16 protein-coding genes, 1 tRNA gene and 1 pseudogene are annotated in these 18,956 nt (G+C 73.0%); 9 read left to right on the forward strand and 9 right to left on the reverse strand.

The genetic code is table 11. From position 1 onward, the window contains the following. Window positions 1–132 precede the first annotated feature (132 nt). Window positions 133–414 carry an HU family DNA-binding protein gene (locus ABZX65_RS22965; protein ID WP_355342991.1) on the forward strand — a complete coding sequence of 94 codons (282 nt, stop codon included), beginning with the start codon at window positions 133–135 and terminating at the stop codon, window positions 412–414. Between the two features lie 101 nt (window positions 415–515). On the opposite strand, the gene murA is transcribed toward ABZX65_RS22965, so the two are convergent. Then, on the reverse strand, window positions 516–1,865 hold the full coding sequence (murA, locus tag ABZX65_RS22970; protein WP_355342994.1) for a UDP-N-acetylglucosamine 1-carboxyvinyltransferase: 1,350 nt from the start codon (window positions 1,863–1,865) through the stop codon (window positions 516–518). Window positions 1,866–2,144: 279 nt separating this feature from the next. Here murA and ABZX65_RS22975 point away from each other — a divergent pair, with 279 nt between their 5' ends. The 7 genes from ABZX65_RS22975 to ABZX65_RS23005 all read left to right on the forward strand — a co-directional run bounded on the left by ABZX65_RS22975 (window position 2,145) and on the right by ABZX65_RS23005 (window position 11,487). Continuing rightward, the gene (locus ABZX65_RS22975) at window positions 2,145–2,723 is read left to right on the forward strand and encodes a YqgE/AlgH family protein (protein WP_355342997.1); all 579 of its coding nucleotides are present in this window, start codon (window positions 2,145–2,147) and stop codon (window positions 2,721–2,723) included. Window positions 2,724–2,734: 11 nt separating this feature from the next. Continuing rightward, on the forward strand, window positions 2,735–3,034 hold the full coding sequence (locus ABZX65_RS22980; RefSeq protein WP_093716639.1) for a DUF3039 domain-containing protein: 300 nt from the start codon (window positions 2,735–2,737) through the stop codon (window positions 3,032–3,034). Window positions 3,035–3,070: 36 nt separating this feature from the next. Beyond that, window positions 3,071–4,342, forward strand: coding sequence for a hypothetical protein (locus ABZX65_RS22985; RefSeq protein WP_355343000.1), 1,272 nt, complete (start codon window positions 3,071–3,073; stop codon window positions 4,340–4,342). Window positions 4,343–4,655: 313 nt separating this feature from the next. Further along, complete coding sequence (locus ABZX65_RS22990; RefSeq protein ID WP_355343003.1) at window positions 4,656–6,287, forward strand: beta-N-acetylhexosaminidase; 1,632 nt, start codon at window positions 4,656–4,658, stop codon at window positions 6,285–6,287. Window positions 6,288–6,554: 267 nt separating this feature from the next. Next, window positions 6,555–7,427 carry an FAD binding domain-containing protein gene (locus ABZX65_RS22995; RefSeq protein WP_355343006.1) on the forward strand — a complete coding sequence of 291 codons (873 nt, stop codon included), beginning with the start codon at window positions 6,555–6,557 and terminating at the stop codon, window positions 7,425–7,427. Then, window positions 7,424–9,181, forward strand: a complete 1,758-nt coding sequence (locus ABZX65_RS23000; protein ID WP_355343009.1) for a (2Fe-2S)-binding protein — start codon at window positions 7,424–7,426, stop codon at window positions 9,179–9,181. The genes ABZX65_RS22995 and ABZX65_RS23000 overlap by 4 nt, the downstream gene beginning before the upstream one ends. After that, on the forward strand, window positions 9,178–11,487 hold the full coding sequence (locus tag ABZX65_RS23005) for a xanthine dehydrogenase family protein molybdopterin-binding subunit (protein ID WP_355343012.1): 2,310 nt from the start codon (window positions 9,178–9,180) through the stop codon (window positions 11,485–11,487). Before ABZX65_RS23000 ends, ABZX65_RS23005 begins: the two co-directional genes overlap by 4 nt. Before the next feature lie 194 nt (window positions 11,488–11,681). Here ABZX65_RS23005 and ABZX65_RS23010 read toward each other — a convergent pair whose 3' ends face one another. The 8 genes and pseudogenes from ABZX65_RS23010 to ABZX65_RS23045 all read right to left on the reverse strand — a co-directional run bounded on the left by ABZX65_RS23010 (window position 11,682) and on the right by ABZX65_RS23045 (window position 17,058). Continuing rightward, window positions 11,682–12,437, reverse strand: coding sequence for an isocitrate lyase/phosphoenolpyruvate mutase family protein (locus ABZX65_RS23010; RefSeq protein ID WP_355343015.1), 756 nt, complete (start codon window positions 12,435–12,437; stop codon window positions 11,682–11,684). Window positions 12,438–12,463: 26 nt separating this feature from the next. Then, window positions 12,464–12,910 carry a carboxymuconolactone decarboxylase family protein gene (locus ABZX65_RS23015; protein ID WP_355343018.1) on the reverse strand — a complete coding sequence of 149 codons (447 nt, stop codon included), beginning with the start codon at window positions 12,908–12,910 and terminating at the stop codon, window positions 12,464–12,466. A gap of 109 nt (window positions 12,911–13,019) precedes the next feature. Next, window positions 13,020–13,703, reverse strand: coding sequence for an NAD(P)-binding domain-containing protein (locus ABZX65_RS23020; RefSeq protein WP_355343021.1), 684 nt, complete (start codon window positions 13,701–13,703; stop codon window positions 13,020–13,022). Window positions 13,704–13,934: 231 nt separating this feature from the next. Further along, window positions 13,935–15,038, reverse strand: coding sequence for a methyltransferase domain-containing protein (locus tag ABZX65_RS23025; RefSeq protein ID WP_355343024.1), 1,104 nt, complete (start codon window positions 15,036–15,038; stop codon window positions 13,935–13,937). Between the two features lie 226 nt (window positions 15,039–15,264). Continuing rightward, window positions 15,265–15,959 (reverse strand): annotated as a pseudogene (locus tag ABZX65_RS23030) (helix-turn-helix transcriptional regulator). A 32-nt stretch (window positions 15,960–15,991) separates the two neighbouring features. Then, a complete protein-coding gene (locus ABZX65_RS23035) occupies window positions 15,992–16,519 on the reverse strand; it encodes a DUF6879 family protein (protein WP_355343027.1) in 528 nt (175 codons plus the stop codon). Further along, window positions 16,503–16,694 (reverse strand): hypothetical protein, encoded by a 192-nt coding sequence (locus ABZX65_RS23040; protein WP_355343280.1) that lies wholly within the window; start codon window positions 16,692–16,694, stop codon window positions 16,503–16,505. Before ABZX65_RS23040 ends, ABZX65_RS23035 begins: the two co-directional genes overlap by 17 nt. Before the next feature lie 289 nt (window positions 16,695–16,983). Continuing rightward, window positions 16,984–17,058: transfer RNA gene (locus ABZX65_RS23045), tRNA-Cys, on the reverse strand. Window positions 17,059–17,370: 312 nt separating this feature from the next. On the opposite strand from ABZX65_RS23045, the gene ABZX65_RS23050 reads away from it, so the two are divergent. Then, window positions 17,371–18,783 carry an MFS transporter gene (locus ABZX65_RS23050; protein ID WP_355343283.1) on the forward strand — a complete coding sequence of 471 codons (1,413 nt, stop codon included), beginning with the start codon at window positions 17,371–17,373 and terminating at the stop codon, window positions 18,781–18,783. Window positions 18,784–18,956 lie beyond the last annotated feature (173 nt).

The following is an 18,956-nucleotide window of genomic DNA, read 5'->3' on the forward strand; positions in this document are numbered from 1 at the left end:
GTGCGACTCGCGCGGTCGGTGGATTGGCTTTCCCCCCATATATGGGGGCAGGATGCACACCTGGGCAGTGAGGCACACAGCAACAGCTTCGAGCTCGCGCCCCCATGGCAGAAAGAACACGGGAGTACAGATATGAACCGCAGTGAGCTGGTGGCCGCTCTGTCCGAGCGCGCCGAGGTGACCCGCAAGGACGCCGACGCCGTACTGGCCGCGTTCGCTGAGACCGTCGGTGAGATCGTGGCCAAGGGCGACGAGAAGGTCACCATCCCCGGCTTCCTGACCTTCGAGCGCACCCACCGTGCCGCTCGGACCGCGCGTAACCCGCAGACCGGTGAGCCGATCAACATCGCGGCCGGCTACAGCGTGAAGGTTTCGGCGGGCTCCAAGCTCAAGGAAGCCGCCAAGGGCAAGTAATCACATCGCCAAAGGGCGGCTTCTCCCGGGGGAGAAGCCGCCCTTTCGCATGGGGCGGGCCGCACGGCGGGCGTACGGCTGCCGTACGCCCGCCGTACCGCTCAGGAAGCGACCGCGCCCGCGGGCTGGGGCAGCTCGATGTGGGCGCCCAGGCCCTCCAGCTTGGCGAGGAAGTTCTCGTAGCCCCGGTTGATCAGGTCGATGCCGTGCACGCGCGAGGTGCCCTGCGCGGCCAGCGCCGCGATCAGGTACGAGAAGCCGCCGCGCAGGTCGGGGATGACCAGGTCGGAGCCCTGGAGCTTGGTCGGGCCCGACACGACCGCGGAGTGCAGGAAATTGCGCTGCCCGAAGCGGCAGGCGGAACCGCCCAGGCACTCGCGGTAGAGCTGGATGTGCGCGCCCATCTGGTTGAGCGCGGAGGTGAAGCCGAGCCGGGACTCGTACACCGTCTCGTGCACGATGGACAGCCCCGACGCCTGGGTGAGCGCCACCACCAGCGGCTGCTGCCAGTCGGTCTGGAAACCGGGGTGCACGTCGGTCTCCAGCGCGATGGCGTTGAGCGGGCCGCCCGGGTGCCAGAAGCGGATGCCGTCGTCGTCCACCTCGAAGGCCCCGCCGACCCGGCGGAAGGTGTTGAGGAAGGTCATCATCGACCGCTGCTGGGCGCCGCGGACGTAGATGTTGCCCTCGGTGGCCAGCGCCGCGCTCGCCCAGGAGGCGGCTTCGAGGCGGTCGGGGAGGGCCCGGTGGTTGTAGCCGCCGAGCTTGTCGACGCCGGTGATCCGGATCGTCCGGTCGGTGTCCATCGAGATGATCGCGCCCATTTTCTGCAGGACGCAGATCAGGTCCTCGATCTCCGGCTCGACCGCCGCGTTGGACAGCTCCGTGACGCCCTCGGCCAGCACCGCGGTGAGCAGCACCTGTTCGGTCGAGCCGACCGACGGGTACGGCAGCCGGATCTTGCAGCCGCGCAGCCGCTGCGGCGCCTCCAGGTACTGGCCGTCGGCGCGCTTCTCGATCGTGGCGCCGAACTGCCGCAGCACGTCGAAGTGGAAGTCGATCGGCCGGCCGCCGATGTCGCAGCCGCCCAGGCCCGGGATGAAGGCGTGGCCGAGCCGGTGCAGCAGCGGGCCGCAGAACAGGATCGGGATCCGGGAGGAGCCCGCGTGGGCGTCGATGTCGGCCACGTTGGCGCTCTCGACGCGCGTCGGGTCGAGGACCAGCTCGCCCGGTTCCTCACCGCTCTGCACCGTCACGCCGTGGAGCTGGAGCAGCCCGCGTACGACGCGTACGTCACGGATGTCGGGGACATTGCGGAGTCTGCTCGGTCCGCTGCCGAGCAGGGCGGCGACCATGGCCTTGGGCACGAGGTTCTTCGCACCGCGGACACGGATCTCGCCCTCGAGGGGGGTTCCGCCATGAACAAGCAGTACATCGGCGATGTCGGTCATGGATCTCGCGATCTTCGGAACGGTTGGTACGGGGGAGGCCGGGCGCGGCCGGGGTGCTCGCCGCGCGGAGCGCAGGAAGAAATGGTAATGCGCCTACTGACCCGTCCCGGCTGCCGTGAACCTCGGCCAGTGTCATGACTTCGCTACAGCGCGGTGCGTGGCGGACCGCACACCGTCCGCTGCCGCGCGCGCCGTACCGCGTGTCGCGCCGTACCGGCGGATGTCCGGGAGTGGCGGTTGCCGCTCCGCCCAGCGGGTTTGTGCGGGATCATGTGTCCCATGACCGAGGTGTCCTCGCTCACCGGAAGACTGCTCGTCGCCACACCGGCGCTCGCCGACCCCAACTTCGACCGGGCGGTGGTGCTCCTCCTCGACCACGACGCGGAGGGGTCGCTCGGCGTCGTCCTGAACCGGCCCACGCCGGTCGGCGTCGGCGACGTCCTGCTGCCCTGGGCGCCGCTGGCGGGCGCGCCCCCGGTGGTCTTCCAGGGCGGCCCGGTCTCGCTGGACTCCGCGCTGGGCCTGGCCGTGGTGCCGGGCGACGTCTGTGAGGGCGAGGACGCGGACCCGCTGGGCTGGCGGCGGGTGCACGGCGCGATCGGCCTGGTCGACTTGGAGGCGCCGCCCGAACTGCTCGCCGCCGAGCTGGGCTCGCTGCGGATCTTCGCCGGATACTCCGGCTGGGGGCCCGGCCAGCTGGAGAAGGAACTGGTCGGCGGCGCCTGGTACGTGATCGAGTCCGAGCCGGGCGACGTGTCCTCGCCCGATCCCGAACAACTGTGGCGCTCGGTGCTGCGCAGGCAGCGTAATGAGCTGGCCATGGTGGCCACGTATCCCGACGATCCGTCTCTCAACTAGTCTTGAGTCTTATGAGCACTCTTGAGCCCGAGCGCGGGGCGGGCACCGGCACTCTGGTCGAGCCGACCCCGCAGCTCTCCCATGGTGACGGCGACCACGAGCGCTACGCGCACTATGTCCAGAAGGACAAGATCATGGCGAGCGCGCTGGAAGGCACGCCCGTCGTCGCGCTCTGCGGCAAGGTCTGGGTCCCGGGACGCGATCCGAAGAAGTACCCGGTCTGCCCGATGTGCAAGGAGATCTACGAGGGCATGCCGCTGGGCGGCGGGGACAAGGACAAGTCCGGCAAGGGCAGCGGCGGCAAGAGCTGACGTCCGCGCTCCTCGCCGGCGGAAACAGGGGCGGACGTGGACAGCGGTCAGGGTGACGACGGCGCGTTCGGCGCGGCGGACGCGCCCGGCGACGACGACGCGAGCGACGGCGAGCGGGTGCACTCGCTCGTCGCGCAGAGCCGGTTCGCCGAGGCGCACGCCCTCGTCAGCGATGCCTTCGTGGAGCGCAACGGCAGCGCGGGCTACCTGCTGCGCGCCTGGATCCTCGCGCAGGAGAAGCGGCGCCCCGAGGCCCGCGAGTCGGTCGACTGGGCACTGGCGCTCGCCGGGCCCGCGGAGGCGGCCGACGTCTTCGTGCTGGCCGGGGTCGTGCTGCTCTCGCTGGACGAGCCGCACGCGGCGCTGACCGTCGCGCTGCGGGCCACCGGCGCCGACCCCGACGGCTGGGAGCCGTCGGTGCTGCTCTCCGACGTCTACCGGCGGCTCGGCCGGGTGCCCGACGCGGTGGCCGCCGCCCGCCGCGCGGTCGCGCTCGCCCCGCAGGAGGCCGAGGCGCAGGTCGCGCTGGCCCGTTCGCTGACCTCGGGGCGCGGGCTGCTCGGCCGGGTGCCCAAGCGGCACCGCGCCGAGCACCAGAGCGCGGTGGAGCGGGCGCTGATGCTCGGCGCCGACCCCAGCCAGCTCACCGCGCCGCGCGGCGGGGCACTGGCCGGGATCATCGCCGTGGCCCTGCTGGTGGGCGTGCAGCTCTTCCGGATCGCGACCGGTGACGTGTGGCAGATCATCGCCACCGCCGCCGGGGCCGCGGCGGCCCTGGTCCTGATCGTGGTCCTGCTGACGGTGGCCGGGCGCCGCTCCGGTACGCCGCTGCCCGCCCGGCTGCGGGGCATCCGTGCCACCGTCCGTACGGAGCTGGCCGCCGATCCCTGGCTGCGCCGGGTCCGGGAGATCAACGCCGTCGCCGTACTCCCGCTGGTGCCGCTGGTCACCACCGTGCTGCCCTGCGACAAGGAACGGCAGCGCGCGCCGTGGCCGCTGTGGGCGGTCTCCGCCGTGACCGCGGCCGGTCTGGCCGCCGTGGTCGTCGTCGGCCTCGCCGTCCGCTGGTGGTACGGCGGGCCCTTCGCCGAGCGCGCGTTCCTGCGGAGCTGGAACGGGCGTGTGCAGCTCGCGGCCGTGTTCGCGCTGCTGGGCGCCACCCTCGCCCTGGCCTCCGCCCCCGACGTGCCCCACTCCGCGTGGCAGGCCCTCACCATCGCCCACTTGGCGTGGCTGCTCCTCGGTGTGACCCTCACCGTGCTGCTGGCCGTGCGCGCCCAACGCGAGAGGGCGGCTGCCGCCTTCTAGCCTTTCCCGGGCCGGGTACGCGGTGCCCCGCTCCGGCGGCCCCCGCACTCCCGGCCGGTGGGGGCTGGCCGCGCAGTGCCTCCCCCCAGCTACCGCTGGGAGGTGCCCCCCGGCGCCCCTCGGGGCCCGCGCCCGTCGTCTTTGCCCGCGCCCGGGCGGGGCAAGTCTGCCGCGAGCGGGTGAGCCGAGCGCTTCAGGGACGCGGGAACTGCGCGACCAGGCATGACGCTTCCGCGGTCGGAGAACGGTCCTCGGTCAGGCAGCTGCGGGATTGGTCTATGCCAATCGCGGATTACGGGTCAGGATGGCCCCCATGGACCTCATTCCGGCCCCGCGCCATCAGACCCCGTACGGCACCGACGACGCCTTCGTCCTCGGGCCCGAGACGACCCTCACCGCGACCCCCGGCGCCGAAGGCGCCGCGCGCTGGCTGCGCGGAGTGCTCGCGGCAGCGACGGGCCTGCCGCTGGCGCCGGTGGAGCCGTCCGGGAAGGACGTGATCCGGCTGGCGGTGGACGACGCGGTGGCCAGGGACCTGGGCCCCGAGGGCTACCGCATCATGGCCGCGCCCAACTCCGGCGTGCACGTCTTCGGCGGGAGCCCCGCCGGCGTCTTCTGGGGCGCGCAGACCCTGCGCCAGCTCCTGGGGGCCGACGCCTTCCGCCGGGCGCCCCTGGGGGAGCGCGAGTGGCGCGTGCCGACCTGCCAGATACAGGACGCCCCCCGCTTCGCCTGGCGCGGCTTCATGCTCGACGTGGCACGGCACTTCATGCCGAAGGACGTCGTGTTCAAGTACCTCGACCTGATGGCCGCCCACAAGCTGAACGTGCTGCACTTCCACCTCACCGACGACCAGGGCTGGCGGGTGGAGATCAAGCGCTACCCGAAGCTGACCGAGGTCGGCGCGTGGCGCGAGCGCACGAAGGTCGGGCTGCGCGAGTCGCCGCTGTGGGACGAGCGCCCGCACGGCGGTTACTACACCCAGGACGACATCCGCGAGATCGTCGCGTACGCCGCCGAGCGGCACATCACCGTCGTCCCCGAGGTCGACATCCCCGGCCACTCGCAGGCGGCCATCGCCGCGTACCCGGAGCTCGGCAACACCGACGTCGTCGACACCTCGGCCCTCTCCGTGCTGACCACGTGGGGGGTCAACCCCAATGTGCTCTCGCCCGCCGAGAGCACCCTGCGCTTCTACGAGAACGTCTTCGCCGAGCTGCTGGAGCTGTTCCCCGGCGAGTTCTTCCACGTCGGCGGCGACGAGTGCCCCAAGGACCAGTGGCGCGCCTCGCGTTCGGCGCAGGAGCGGATGCAGGAGCTGGGCCTGGAGGACGAGGACGAGCTGCAGAGCTGGATGATCGGCCACTTCGACCACTGGCTGACCGAGCGCGGCCGGCGGCTGATCGGCTGGGACGAGATCCTGGAGGGCGGCCTCGCCGAGGGCGCCGCCGTGTCGTCGTGGCAGGGATACGCCGGCGGCATCGCGGCGGCCAAGGCCGGGCACGACGTGGTCATGTGCCCCCAGACCCATGTCTACCTGGACTGGCGGCAGTCGGAGGACCCCGAGGAGCCGGTGCCGATCGCGCACGCCCGCGGCCTGGAGGACGTCTTCCGCTTCGAGCCGGTTCCGCCGCAGCTCACCGAGAAGGAGGCGGCGCACGTCATCGGCACCCAGGCCAACATCTGGACCGAAGTCATGGACTCCGTACGGGTGCTGGACTACATGGCCTTCCCGCGGCTCGCCGCCTTCGCCGAGGTCGCCTGGTCGGACCTGCCCGCCGCCGACGAGCGCGACTGGCCGGAATTCGAAGCCCGGATGCGGACCCACTACGCCCGACTGGACGCCCTGGGCGTGGAGTACCGGCCGCCGGGCGGCCCGCTGCCGTGGCAGCGCCGCCCCGGCGTCCTCGGCCGTCCCAAGGACGGTCCGCCCCCGATCGTGTGACTGATTCCGCAACTTCCGCACCCGGCGCGGGCGGAGCTGGCACGGTGGAGTGGCGTACCGTCGCAACACACCCGAAGGATGGCAATTCCGGCACAGCGGTTGATTCCGTCAGAGCCGTACGATCGCGCCCGTGACGGACGGATCGGTACTTCGTGGACCCTCGCGTTGACCACCGTGGAACATGTGCCAGAGTTGCCACGTCCAGGCTGTGAGCACGTACGGTACGGCTACCGCGCGACGGAGGAAGGCCGGGAAGGGGCAGGCTGCGTGAGCACGTATGCACGGCGGACGGCGGAGAACGTGACGCTGCCGTCCTCGCTCGACGAGGCGGTGGAGGCGCTCGCCGCCATGCCCAGCGCCGTGCCCGTCGCAGGCGGCACCGACCTGATGGCGGCGGTGAACTCCGGGCTGCTGCGCCCGGACGCGCTGGTCGGCCTCGGCCGGATCAGTGAGATCCGCGGCTGGCAGTACGCGGACGGCGCGGCGCTGCTCGGCGCCGGACTGACCCACGCGCGGATGGGGCGACCGGACTTCGCCGCCCTCATCCCCGCGCTCGCCGCCGCCGCCCGCTCCGCGGGACCGCCGCAGATCCGCAACGCGGGCACCCTCGGCGGCAACATCGCGACCGCGGCCCCGACCGGCGACGCCCTCCCGGTGCTCGCCGCGCTGGAGGCCAGCGTCATCGTCGCCGGACCCGAGGGCGACCGCGAACTCCCGGTCAGCCACCTGCTCACCGGCATGGACCCGCTGCGCCCCGGCGAACTCCTCGCGTTCGTGAGGATTCCGCTGCTGCACGCGCCGCAGACCTTCCTCAAGGCCACCGGGCGCACCGGGCCGGGGCGCGCGGTGGCCTCCGTCGCGCTCGTGGTCGACCCCGCGCGCCGCCAGGTGCGCTGTTCGGTGGGCGCGGTCGCGCCGGTGCCGCTGCGGCCCCTGGAGGCCGAGCAGTGGGTCGCGGGCCTCATCGACTGGGACGGCGACCGCAATCTCGCCCCCGAGGCGTGCACGGCCTTCGGCGAGTACGTGGCCGCCGCGTGCATCCCGGACCAGGAAGGTGTCGAACTGCCGCCCGCCGCCGTCCAGCTACGCCGTACCGTGGCCGCACTGTCCCGTCGAGCGCTCGGGAGGGCACTGGCATGACCGACCAGCCGCAGCCGCAGCCGGGCGCACCCGGCACCGACGACAGGTCGGGCACGTCCGGCGGGTCCGGTACGTCGCCCGGCACGTCGGGGACCTGGCAGCCCGTGCCCGGCGGCGGGGACTACGACCCCGACCAGACCATGCACGTCTCCTTCGCGGCCCAACTGCCGCCGGAGCCGCGGCCGGGCGAGGACCCGCTCGGCGCGCACGGCCCGGCGGGACCGCCCGTCACCGGTGAGGGCGACCCGGTCACCCAGTGGTCGATCCCGGTCATAAAGGACGACGCGGACGGCGACTCGGGGGAGTTCTCCGTCGGCTCCTTCGCCTCGCCGTGGGACCAGGCACCGTCACCCGCGCCCACGCAGTCCTTCCCCGCCGGGATGTTCGGGCAGGGCGCGGCGGCCGCCGCGCAGGCCCAGGCGGCCGCTCAGGCCGCCGCCCAGGCGCAGGCCGGGCAGGGCGCACCGCAGGACCAGCTCACCGGGCAGTGGGACTTCAGCGGCGTCGGCACCGGCATCGACCCCGGCACGGGCCTGGGCACCGGCCTGGGCGCGGGAGTTGACGAGGGGCTGCCCTGGCCGCCCACCCAGGCCGCCTGGTCCGCCGCCGTCGACGACCCGGAGGGCCCGCCGCCCGGCGCGGGACACCAGGCCACCGCCGACAGCGCGTTCACGCACACCGGCCACGACGCCGACTACGGCACCGGCCACGACCCGGCGGCCAGGACGCGCGCCCCCGGCGACCCCGAGAGCCCCGGCAGCGCGGGCGCGCTGCACGACCCCGAGGGCCTGTCGGACGGCCTCACCCCGCTCACCGGGATCGGCGCGCTCGACGGCGTCGACGGCCTGTCCGCGCTCGACGGTCTCAGCGGCCTCGACGCCCTGCCGGGCGGCCTGGACGGCCTGGACGGCCTGTCGGCGCTGCCCGCGCTGCCCGCGCTCGACGGCGGCGAGGAACTGGTGGCGGACGGCCACGTACCGGACGGCCACGTACCGGACGGCCTCGCGCCGGGCGAACTGCCCCCGGCCGGGCCGCTCCCCGACGCCGTGGACGGCCTCACGCCCGACGCCCTCGCCCCCGACCCCCTCGCCCCGGACTCCGGTACGGCGGAGGCGGACGGCGACCTCGCGGCCGACGAGGCCGAGCGGGAGCCGGAGCCGGAACCCGTCGAGGAGACCCACAGCGAACACCCCCTCGCCTCCTACGTCCTGCGCGTCAACGGCGCCGACCGCCCGGTGACCGACGCCTGGCTCGGCGAGTCGCTGCTCTACGTGCTGCGCGAACGCCTCGGCCTCGCCGGTGCCAAGGACGGCTGCGAACAGGGCGAGTGCGGGGCCTGCTCCGTCCAGGTCGACGGCCGTCTGGTCGCCTCCTGCCTGGTGCCCGCGGCCACCGCGGCGGGCAGCGAGGTCCGTACCGTCGAGGGCCTGACCGTGGACGGCCGCCCCTCCGACGTCCAGCGCGCGCTCGCCGAATCCGGCGCCGTACAGTGCGGCTTCTGCATCCCCGGCATGGCGATGACGGTGCACGACCTGCTGGAGGGCAACCACAAACCCACCGACCTGGAGACCCGCCAGGCGCTGTGCGGCAACCTCTGCCGCTGCTCCGGCTACCGCGGCGTCCTCGACGCCGTCGACCAGGTCATCGCCGCCCGCGAGGCCGCCGCCGACGACCCCGACAACCCGGCGTCCGCGGCCTCCTCCACCGCCGCCCGCGTCCCGCACCAGGGCGGCCCCTCGGGAGGCGCCGTATGACCGGCATCATCGACGGACCGGGGCCCGTCGCGGAGACCCTGGCGGGCGCCGGGGCGGTACGGGGGATCGGCGCGTCGCTGCCCTCGGCCGACGCGCTCCAGAAGGCGCAGGGCACCTACCCGTACGCGGCGGATCTGTGGGCCGAGGGGCTGCTGTGGGCGGCCGTGCTGCGCTCGCCGTACCCGCACGCGCGGATCACCCGGATCGACACCAGCGAGGCCGTCGCGATGCCCGGCGTGCGGGCCGTCGTCACGCACGAGGACGTGCCGGGCGACGCGATGCACGGCCGCCGGGTCGCGGACCGCCCGGTCTTCGCCGAGGACCTGGTGCGGCACCACGGCGAGCCGATCGCCGCCGTCGCCGCCGACCACCCCGACACCGCCCGGCTGGCCGCCGCCGCGATCCTCGTCGAGTACGAGGTGCTGGAGCCGGTCACCGACCCCGAGAAGGCGTTCGCCGCCGAGCCGCTGCACCCCGACGGCAATCTGATCCGGCACATCCCGCTGCGCTTCGGCGACCCCGACGCGATCGGCGACGTCATCGTGGAGGGCCTGTACCGGGTCGGTCGCCAGGACCCGGCGCCGATCGGCGCCGAGGCCGGACTCGCCGTCCCGCGCCCGGACGGCGGCGTCGAGCTGTACGTCGCCTCCACCGACCCGCACGCCGACCGCGACCTGGCCGCCGCCTGCTTCGGCCTCGAACCCGACCGCGTCAAGGTCGTCGTCACCGGCGTGCCCGGCGCGATGGGCGACCGCGAGGACTCCGGCGTCCAGCTCCCGCTCGGCCTGCTCGCGCTCAAGACCGGCTGCCCGGTCAAATTCGTGGCCACCCGCGAGGAGTCCTTCCTCGGCCACGCCCACCGCCACCCCACCCTGCTGCGCTACCGGCACCACGCCGACGCCGAGGGCCGCCTGGTCAAGGTCGAGGCGCAGATCCTGCTCGACGCGGGCGCGTACGCCGACGCCTCCTCCGACGCGCTCGCCGCCGCCGTGGCCTTCGCGGCCGGTCCCTACGTCGTCCCGCACGTCTTCGTCGAGGGCTGGGCCGTACGCACCAACAACCCGCCGTCCGGCCACGTACGCGGCGAGGGCGCGCTCCAGGTCTGCGCCGCGTACGAGGGCCAGATGGACAAGCTCGCCGCGAAGGTCGGTCTGGATCCGGCCGAGATCCGGATGCGCAACGTCCTGGCCACCGGCGACCTGCTGCCCACCGGCCAGACCGTCACCTGCCCCGCGCCCGTCGGCGAGCTGCTGAAGGCCGTACGCGACGCCGAACTGCCGCCCCTGCCCGACGGCGACGACGAGTCGCAGTGGCTGCTGCCCGGCGGCACCTCGGGCGCGGGCGAGCCGGGCGCGGTACGGCGCGGGGTCGGCTACGCGCTCGGCATGGTCCACGTGCTCGGCGCCGAGGGCGCCGACGAGGTGTCGACCGCGACCGTACGCGTCCACGACGGCCGCGCCACCGTCATCTGCGCCGCCGTCGAGACCGGCCAGGGATTCACCACGCTGGCGCGGCAGATCGTCCAGGAAGTCCTCGGCATCGACGACGTCCAGGTGCTGCCGTCCGACACCGACCAGCCGCCGTCGGGACCCTCCGCGCGCGGACGCCACACCTGGGTGTCCGGCGGCGCGGTCGAGCGCGCGGCCAAGATGGTCCGCACCCAGCTGCTCCAGCCGCTCGCCGCCAAATTCGGCATGTCCGTGGAGCTGCTGTCCATCGCCGACGGCAAGATCACCTCGTACGACGGTGTGCTGTCCACCACCGTCGCCGAGACCCTCGACGGCAAGGAGCTGTGGGCCACCGCGCAGTGCCGCCCGCACCCGACCGACCGGCTCGACGACACCGGCCAGGGCGACGCCTTCGTCGGCCTCACCTTCTGCGCGATTCGCGCCGTGGTCGACGTCGACATCGAACTGGGCGCCGTGCGCGTGGTCGAGATGGCCGTCGCCCAGGACGTCGGCCGCATCCTCAACCCCCGCCAGCTCGCCGCCCGCATCGAGGCCGGGATCACCCAGGGCGTCGGCCTCGCCCTGATGGAGGACCTCCGCGCGCCCCGAGGCATCGTCAAACGCCCCAGCCTCACCGGATACTCCCTGCCGACCGCCCTCGACGCCCCCACGGTCCGCATCATCCGGCTGGTCGAGGAGCGCGACGTCCTCGCCCCCTTCGGCGCCAAGGCCGTCTCCGCGGTCCCCGTCGTCACCGCCCCCGCCGCGGTGGCCGCCGCCGTCCGCGCCGCCACCGCCCGCCCCATCCCCCGCCTCCCCATCCGCCCCCAAGCCGCGGTGGTCAAACCCCAGAACTAGCGCCTGTCCGGCGGATCATGGGCGGTCCAGGCGGTGCCCGGTACGTGCGAGCGCAAGGCGCCGGGGCGGCCTCGTAGCGGAGCTATCCGGGGCGGGTTGAGCTTGTCAGGAGCGCGGCCGCGGCTGAGCGTGCCGGTCCACCGCGCCCCTGGACAACGTGGCCCGGCGCCTTTACGCGGCGCGCGCCAGGCGGGTCACAGGCGCATGCCGGTCGCCATGTCGCGGACGGCTTCCAGGGCTTGTTGCTGGAGGCCGCCGCCGAAGGTGACGCGGGTGGCACCGAGGAAGGCCAGCTCGCGGGGGGAGGGCCCGCCGGGACGGCAGAGGGCGTTGAGGGGGAGCGGGACGGCTTCGGCGATCTCGGCGAGGAGGGCGGGCGGGGCGAGGATCGGGTAGACGCAGTCGGCTCCGGCGGCGGCGTAGAGCAGCCCGCGCTCGACGGCGGCGCCGGTCGTACGGTCGCCGCGCAGAAACGTGTCGATGCGCGCGTTGACGACCAACGCGTCCCCGGCGGCGGCGCGTACGGCCGCGAGCCGGTCCGCCTGCCGCCGGGGCTCGACCAGCCCCCTGGACCCCGGCTCGGAGTCCTCCAGATTGCACCCGACGGCCCCGGCCTCCAGCAGCCGCTCGACCAACTCCTCGGGCGCCAGCCCGTATCCGGCCTCGACGTCGGCCGACACGGGGACGTCCACGGCGCGGGTGATCCGCCGGATCGCGGCGAACATCTCGTCGGCGGGCGCCTCGCCGTCCTCGTACCCCAGCGACGCCGACACCCCGGCGCTGGGTGTCGCCAGCGCCGGGAAGCCCGCGTCCGCGAACACCCGCGCGCTGGCCGCGTCCCACGGCCCGGGCAGCACCAACGGATCGGCGGCGTCCCGCCCGTGATGCAGCGCCAGCAGCGCCTTCGCGCCCCCCGCCCCGGCCCCGGCCACGTCCCCCGCCCCGGCCACGCCTCCCGCCCCGGCCCCCGCGCCGCTCACGCGCTCGCCGCCGGCTGCGTCCTGAACGTCACGTTGAACCGGTTCCACGCGTTGATCGCCACGATCGCGGCCCCCAGGCGCGCCAACTCGTCCGCGTCGAAGTGCTCCGCCGCCCGCGCGTACACCTCGTCCGGCACGAACCCGTCCGTCAGCAGCGTCACCGCCTCCGTCAGCGCCAGCGCCGCCCGTTCCTTCTCGCTGTAGACGCCGTCGACCTCTTCCCACGCGCTCAGCAGGAAGATCCGCTGGTCGCTCTCCCCGGCCTTCCGCGCGTCCTTGATGTGCATGTCCAGGCAGAACGCGCACCGGTTGATCTGCGATGCCCTGATCTTCACCAGCTCCGCGACCACGGGGTCGAGCCCCTTCGCCGCCGCCTGGCTGAACCCCAGCATCGCCCGGAACGCGTCCGGCGCGTGCTTCGCGTAATCCACTCGCTCACTCATACCGACGACGCTACGGCCTGATCGCCCCGCGCCGTTGTACCACTCCCGCCCCAAATCCCTGGGCCAATCGCGGCGGGAGCGGACGGGCGGCCCGGCTTCGGGCCCGGCTTCAGCTCTCCGCCGCCGCCAGGGCCGCCTCGATGTCGGCGACGGAGGCCGGTGACGGGGGCTCGGCCATGAAGTCGGCGACCGACTTGTCCGCGTAGGGCAGCCCGTACGCCGCCGTGCCGGGCTGGAACCGCCGGCCCTCGGCGAGCGGCCCGGCGTCCACCGTGTCGAAGCCGAGCAGATCGAGCAGCTCAGCGGCGTGCGCCTTCGCGTCGGCGTCGTCACCGGCGATGGGCAGGGCGCTGCGGTCGGCCGCTCCCGCCGGACGCGGCAGCGCCGCCAGGTGCTTGAAGAAGATGTTGTTGAACGCCTTCACCACGTGGGCACCGTCCAGATACCCCTGGAGCAGCCCGCTGTCGGTGGTCTTCTTCTCGACCAGCTCGGCGATGTCGCCGTCGCGCTGCGGGTAGTAGTTGCCGGTGTCGATCACGGTCTTGCCCGCCAGCGGCTCCCGCGGAATCCGCGGGTACGCCTTGACCGGGACCGTCACCACCACCCAGTCCCCGGCGGCGGCGGCCTCCGCCGCCGTGCCCGCGCGGGCTCGTGGGCCGAGCTCCGCGACGAGGTCCGCGAGGGTTTCCGGCCCCCGGGAGTTGCTGAGCACCACATCGAGCCCGCTGTCGACCGCCAGCCGGGCCAGGGTGCCGCCGATGTTTCCGCTGCCGATCAGTCCCAAAGTCGCCATACCGGCGGCAACCGCCACGGCCACGTCAGTATTTCCGCCGGTCCGGTCGTTCACCCTGTCAGCGGCGCCGGTGCGGCCCGAGTGCGAGGAGCACGTCGCCGAGCTGGGCGGCGGTCAGGGGTGGCGCGGGCAGGGTTTTCGCCTTCGGCGGCGTCTTCGGCAGGGGCTCCGGCCCGGCCCGGAAGCCGTCCAGGAGCCTCTCCCCGCTTCGTGCCTGGAGAGTGATGTCGCTCAGATACCCCAGGACTCGGCCGGATCGTCCAGCCACACGTACTGCCCGTCGGCGTCGACCGTCAGCCCGAAGCGCTCGACCCCCGGCTTTCCCCGGCCCGTCCACCAGCGGAAGGCGGCCTCCACCCCGTCCCACAGCCGACGCGGCCCGTACTGGTGGACCGTGGACGCGGGCCGGCCGTCGCGGAAGGTCACGACGGCCCACGACGTGTCGGTGAGACCGTAGAACCAGACCGGCCGCGTGTCCCCGCGCTTCTCGGCCGCGGCCTGCACGCACCCGGGCACCCGCAGCCCCAACGCGAAGGGGCCCGCGGTGTACCGCCCGGTGAGGAATTCCGCCTCGGTGACGGTGGTCGTGGACGCGTCGGCGCCGTCCGTGCCCTCCTGCGATACGTCATCGCCGTGCCGTACGGCAGCCCTCCGCTGGGCACGGAGCTTCATGAACTCCACCAGCCGCGTGAACCGCCCCGACGCCACCCCGTCCCCGACGACCAGCCGTGCCACGGCGTCACCGTTCCCGTAATGCGTCCCCCACGGCGCCACGACGATCCCGCCGGGTGCCGTCTGCTCGACCCAGGCGTACGGGATCTCGCGCATCCCGCACGTGGCGATGACCCGGTCGTACGGCGCGCCCGGCAGGTGCCCGCCGTATCCGTCCCCCGTCACCACCGTCGGGCCGAGCCCCGCCCTTCGCAGCGACTCCCGGGCCGCTGCCGCCACCGCCGCGTCCACCTCGACGGTCGTCACCTTCTCGCCGCCGAGCCGGTGCGCCAGCAGCCCCGCGTTCCACCCCGTCCCGGTGCCGATCTCCAGCCCCGCGTTCCCGGGCCGCACCTCCAGGTCGCCGAGCATGGCGAACACGACGGACGGCATCGACGCCGAAGACGTCGACACCTTCCCCGGCGCCGTCCCGCTGTGCCGCCCGTCGTCCCACTGCGTCACGATCGGCACATCGGCCTCGGCGTACCCCAGCCACGCCGCCGGGTCCTCCGCCCTGCTCACGGCCACACTGACCTGTGCGCTGAGGTCGAACGGCCACATCACCTCGGGCAGAAACGCCGCCCGCGGCACCGCCGCGAAAGCCGCCGCCCAATCGTCCGTCATGACCCCCGCCGCGAGAAGCGACCGCCCCAACTCGGCCCAGCCCCGGCCCCGTTCGATCGATGTCACTTCCGATGCGTCCCGTCCCCGGGCGGCGTGGACCCATCCGGATTCGGCGGCTCCTCCGGCGGCGTCCACGGCGTCCCCGGCTGCCCGTCTCCCTCTCCACCGGCACGAATTCCTCGCGGAGTCTTCTCCACGGCACATCTCCTTTGCTCGGCCTTCCGCCCTATTCGCTGTCGTGTCCAGAATCCTGGGAGGCGGAGTGCGGTGTCCAGGGCGTTTCCTGTTCGCGCAAGAATTCGTCGCGGACAGCCGTGAGGAAGTCGCGCATGGCGTCGTCGGCGAGGGCACCCGAGGAGAAGTGCTCGAATTTCTTCACGTAAAGAGCGACGTCCCTGGGATCGGTCACCGCCATTTCGGCGTGCAGCGTCTCGACCGTGACCGTACGGTTGTCGCGGATGACGAAGGAGTGACCGGGAGCGTATTTTTGTGCTGCGGTGAGCGGGACGACGCGGATGTCGAGGTTGGGAAGCCCGGACAGGAAGATGAGCCTGTCCAGTTGGCCGGCCATCACCGGTGGCGGAACGAGCAGCCAGCGCAGTACGGGCTCGGTGACGACGAACCGCAGGGTCTTCGTCCTGTCGTACAGCACGCTCTGGCGATCGAGTCGCGCGGCGACCGTACGTGCCAACTGTTCGTCGCCCAACTCCTTGCGGGAGAGCACCGCCCGCCCGTACTCGGGTGTCTGCAACAGGCCCGGAATCAGAGACGGTTGGCGGACACGCCCAATGCCGTGAGGATGCGCTCCACGTCGATGACGCCGGGCGCGGTGCGGCCGTTCTCGATCTTGCTCAGTTTACTGGTGGACATGACGGCGCCGCGGGCCACAGCCTTCGCTTCATGCCCGGAGGCCTGCCGCAACGCCCGCAGCGCGGCGCCCAGTTCTGATCTGTTCACTCGCCGAACTCGGCCCACCAGTCGGTGAAGGGCCTCGCGTGTGCGAGCGCCACATCGCGGTACGCCCCGAACTCGTCGGCATCCGCCGCCTCGTGGACGTCCACGCCGAGGAACTTCCCAGCGCCGTCGTACGTCATGGCCGCCGCGATCCTGCCGTCGAACAGCCAGAAGTCAGGAGCCTGCGGCAGCGGGTTCTCCGTCTCGGTGGTGTCGAGGATGAAGAATTCCTCACCGGCCGTCATGTTCCGCTGGTATCCCCAGCCCAGTTCGAATCGCAGGTACGGTGTGAGAGGCCGTGACAAGATGTGTACCCGATAGATGCGTTTCCCGGCCCGGGTGATCTCGCGGACCGTCGTGACCCAGTCAGCGTCTCGGTAGTCCTCCGGTTGATCCTCTCCTGCGAGGAAGGCGTGATAGGCGGTCATACCACCGGACTTGCTGTAGTCGTCCAGCGTTTCCAGCCGGAACGCTTCCCGCTCGAACTGCGAGAACATCTCGCCGAGCGTTTTAGAGGAGCCCGTCACGGATGGCCTTTCTGATCAGTTCCACAGGGATTTCGACCATGCCTTCGTGAGCGGGGATGCTCCGACCGTGCTCGGTGATGTGCGGCCCCTGCACTGCGAGGGTGCCCCGGTCGGTCACGTACAGCGTCGGACAATCGCCGTCGTCGCACGATCCGACGAGTCGTGTCAGCTCCACTGCTGCCCCCAGGGAAGAGACGGTGTCGTGTTCGATGCTCCCGAGTGACCGTCCCCCGGCGCAAGGGATGCGGGTTTCCACAACAGGAAACCCGCATGGACCGAATCACGGTCCTCCGGTTTCGCCTCGCTGGACGCTCATGTCGGCGACCTCCCGGCCACGAGCACTGAGGCCCGCTCTCTCAAGCTCGAGTGCTCCGGATCGTGCAAGCCGCAGGAGACGACAGCACACAAGAAGAGGGCGGCACCCCGTACGGGGTGCCGCCCTCTTCTTTCGCCATATCAGGCAATGGAGGCCGTGACCGGAATCGAACCGGCGTAACTCGCTTTGCAGGCGAGTCCCTCAACCACTCGGGCACACGGCCAGGTGTGTGTGCGGTGTGGTTCGACCTTCGCGGGTGGGGCGGGGGTGGGTCAAGGGTGGGGGAGGGGGTGCAACGGGACTGCCATACGGCGTTCATGAACGGGGGTGCGGGCCGGGGCGGGAAGGCGGCCGGGACGAGGGCGGGACGAGGGCGGGGCGTAGGGCGAAAGGCGGAGGGAAAGGGGGTCGCAGGGCAGGGGTGAAAGGGGCTGATGCCCCTTACCCTTGGCTGGTGACTGCCTCCGACACTCGCCGTGACCAGCGGCTTCCTGGAATCGACCCCGATACCGCCCCGGCCGCGCCGGAAGGCGTGATGGGGCGGTCGTACCGCGCGCTGACCCTGGGCATCGTGTCGGTGGTGCTGATGATCGCGTTCGAGGCGACCGCGGTGGGGACGGCGATGCCGATCGCGGCGCGGGAGCTGGACGGTCTCGGGCTGTACGCGTTCGCGTTCTCGGGGTATTTCACGACGTCGCTGCTCGCGATGGTGGTCAGCGGGCAGTGGTGCGACCGGTCGGGGCCGCTGCCGCCGCTGGCGGCGGGCATCGGCGGCTTCGCGGCGGGACTGGTGATCAGCGGGACCGCGCAGTCGATGTGGCCGTTCGTGCTCGGCCGGGCCGTGCAGGGGCTCGGCGGCGGGCTCGTGATCGTCGCGCTGTACGTGGTGGTCGGCCGGGCGTATCCGGAACGGCTGCGGCCCTCGGTGATGGCCGCCTTCGCGGCGTCGTGGGTGGTGCCGTCGATCGTCGGGCCGCTGGTGTCGGGGACGGTCACCGAACACCTCGGCTGGCGCTGGGTGTTCCTGGCCATCCCGGTCCTGGTGGCGCTGCCGCTCGCCGTCATGCTGCCGCCCCTGCGGCGGGCCGCGCACGCCCCCGACCCGGCCCCCGAGACGCTGCCCGAGGCCCCCGAGCCGGTCGCGCCGCCCGTACGGGACGGGCGGCGGATCTGGTACGCGGTGGCGCTCGCGACGGGCGCGGCGCTGTTGCAGTACGCGGGTCAGGACATCAGCCCGCTCTCGGTGATACCGGCCGTCGCGGGCATCGTGCTGCTCGTACCGTCCGCGCTGCGGCTGCTGCCGCCCGGCACTTTCCGCGCGGTGCGCGGGCTGCCCACGGTGATCCTGATGCGCGGGATCGCGGCGGGCACCTTCATCGCCGCCGAGAGCTTCATCCCGCTGATGCTGGTCACCCAGCGCGGCCTGTCCGCGACCATGGCGGGTCTGTCGCTGGCGGGCGCCGGGCTCACCTGGGCGCTCGGCTCGTACGTCCAGGCCCGCCCGCGCCTGGCGCCGGTCCGCGAACGCCTCGCGCAGTTCGGCATGGTGCTGTCCGCCGCCGCCATCTGCGGCGCCTGCCTCGCCCTCGTCCAGTCCGTACCGGTGTGGATCGTGGCCGTCGCCTGGTGCGCGGGCGGCCTCGGCATGGGCCTGGTCATCTCCACCCTCAGCGTGCTGATGCTGGAGCAGTCCGCCCCCGCGGAGGCCGGTGCCAACTCCGCGGCCCTCCAGGTCTCCGACGCCCTCTCCAACGTCCTCCTGGTCGCCGCCGCCGGCACCGTCTTCGCCGCCCTCGGCGGCGGCACGGTCGGCGCCACCGCCGACGCGAGCACCACCACGACGGCACACCCCGCGGCCTTCGCCGCCGTCTTCCTCCCCGCCGCCGCGCTGGCCCTCGTGGGCGCCTTCGTAGCGGGGCGCCTGCGCCCCCACCCGAAATCGGCGTGAGACCGACCGCCTGCGCCCGGGACGGCGTGTCACCGTACGAGACGGCGTCCGCGCGCCCGTATGTGAGCTGAGTCGCACACGGGCGGCGCGGTGGCGTCGGGACGGGGGTGAGGGGGTGCGGCCGGTAGGCTGAGGCGGTTTTCGTACCGACCCGCCGCGAGACGAACCTCAAC

This window comes from Streptomyces sp. NPDC003300, assembly GCF_040610915.1.
Lineage (GTDB): Bacteria > Actinomycetota > Actinomycetes > Streptomycetales > Streptomycetaceae > Actinacidiphila.

Bases quoted from the DNA above. Each gene is read 5' to 3' on its own strand.
- ABZX65_RS22965 (WP_355342991.1), top strand. From the start codon at position 133: ATGAACCGCAGTGAGCTGGTGGCCGCTCTGTCCGAGCGCGCCGAGGTG.
- murA (WP_355342994.1), bottom strand. From the start codon at position 1,865: ATGACCGACATCGCCGATGTACTGCTTGTTCATGGCGGAACCCCCCTC.
- ABZX65_RS22975 (WP_355342997.1), top strand. From the start codon at position 2,145: ATGACCGAGGTGTCCTCGCTCACCGGAAGACTGCTCGTCGCCACACCG.
- ABZX65_RS22980 (WP_093716639.1), top strand. From the start codon at position 2,735: ATGAGCACTCTTGAGCCCGAGCGCGGGGCGGGCACCGGCACTCTGGTC.
- ABZX65_RS22990 (WP_355343003.1), top strand. From the start codon at position 4,656: ATGGACCTCATTCCGGCCCCGCGCCATCAGACCCCGTACGGCACCGAC.
- ABZX65_RS23000 (WP_355343009.1), top strand. From the start codon at position 7,424: ATGACCGACCAGCCGCAGCCGCAGCCGGGCGCACCCGGCACCGACGAC.
- ABZX65_RS23005 (WP_355343012.1), top strand. From the start codon at position 9,178: ATGACCGGCATCATCGACGGACCGGGGCCCGTCGCGGAGACCCTGGCG.
- ABZX65_RS23015 (WP_355343018.1), bottom strand. From the start codon at position 12,910: ATGAGTGAGCGAGTGGATTACGCGAAGCACGCGCCGGACGCGTTCCGG.
- ABZX65_RS23020 (WP_355343021.1), bottom strand. From the start codon at position 13,703: ATGGCGACTTTGGGACTGATCGGCAGCGGAAACATCGGCGGCACCCTG.
- ABZX65_RS23025 (WP_355343024.1), bottom strand. From the start codon at position 15,038: ATGACGGACGATTGGGCGGCGGCTTTCGCGGCGGTGCCGCGGGCGGCG.
- ABZX65_RS23050 (WP_355343283.1), top strand. From the start codon at position 17,371: ATGGGGCGGTCGTACCGCGCGCTGACCCTGGGCATCGTGTCGGTGGTG.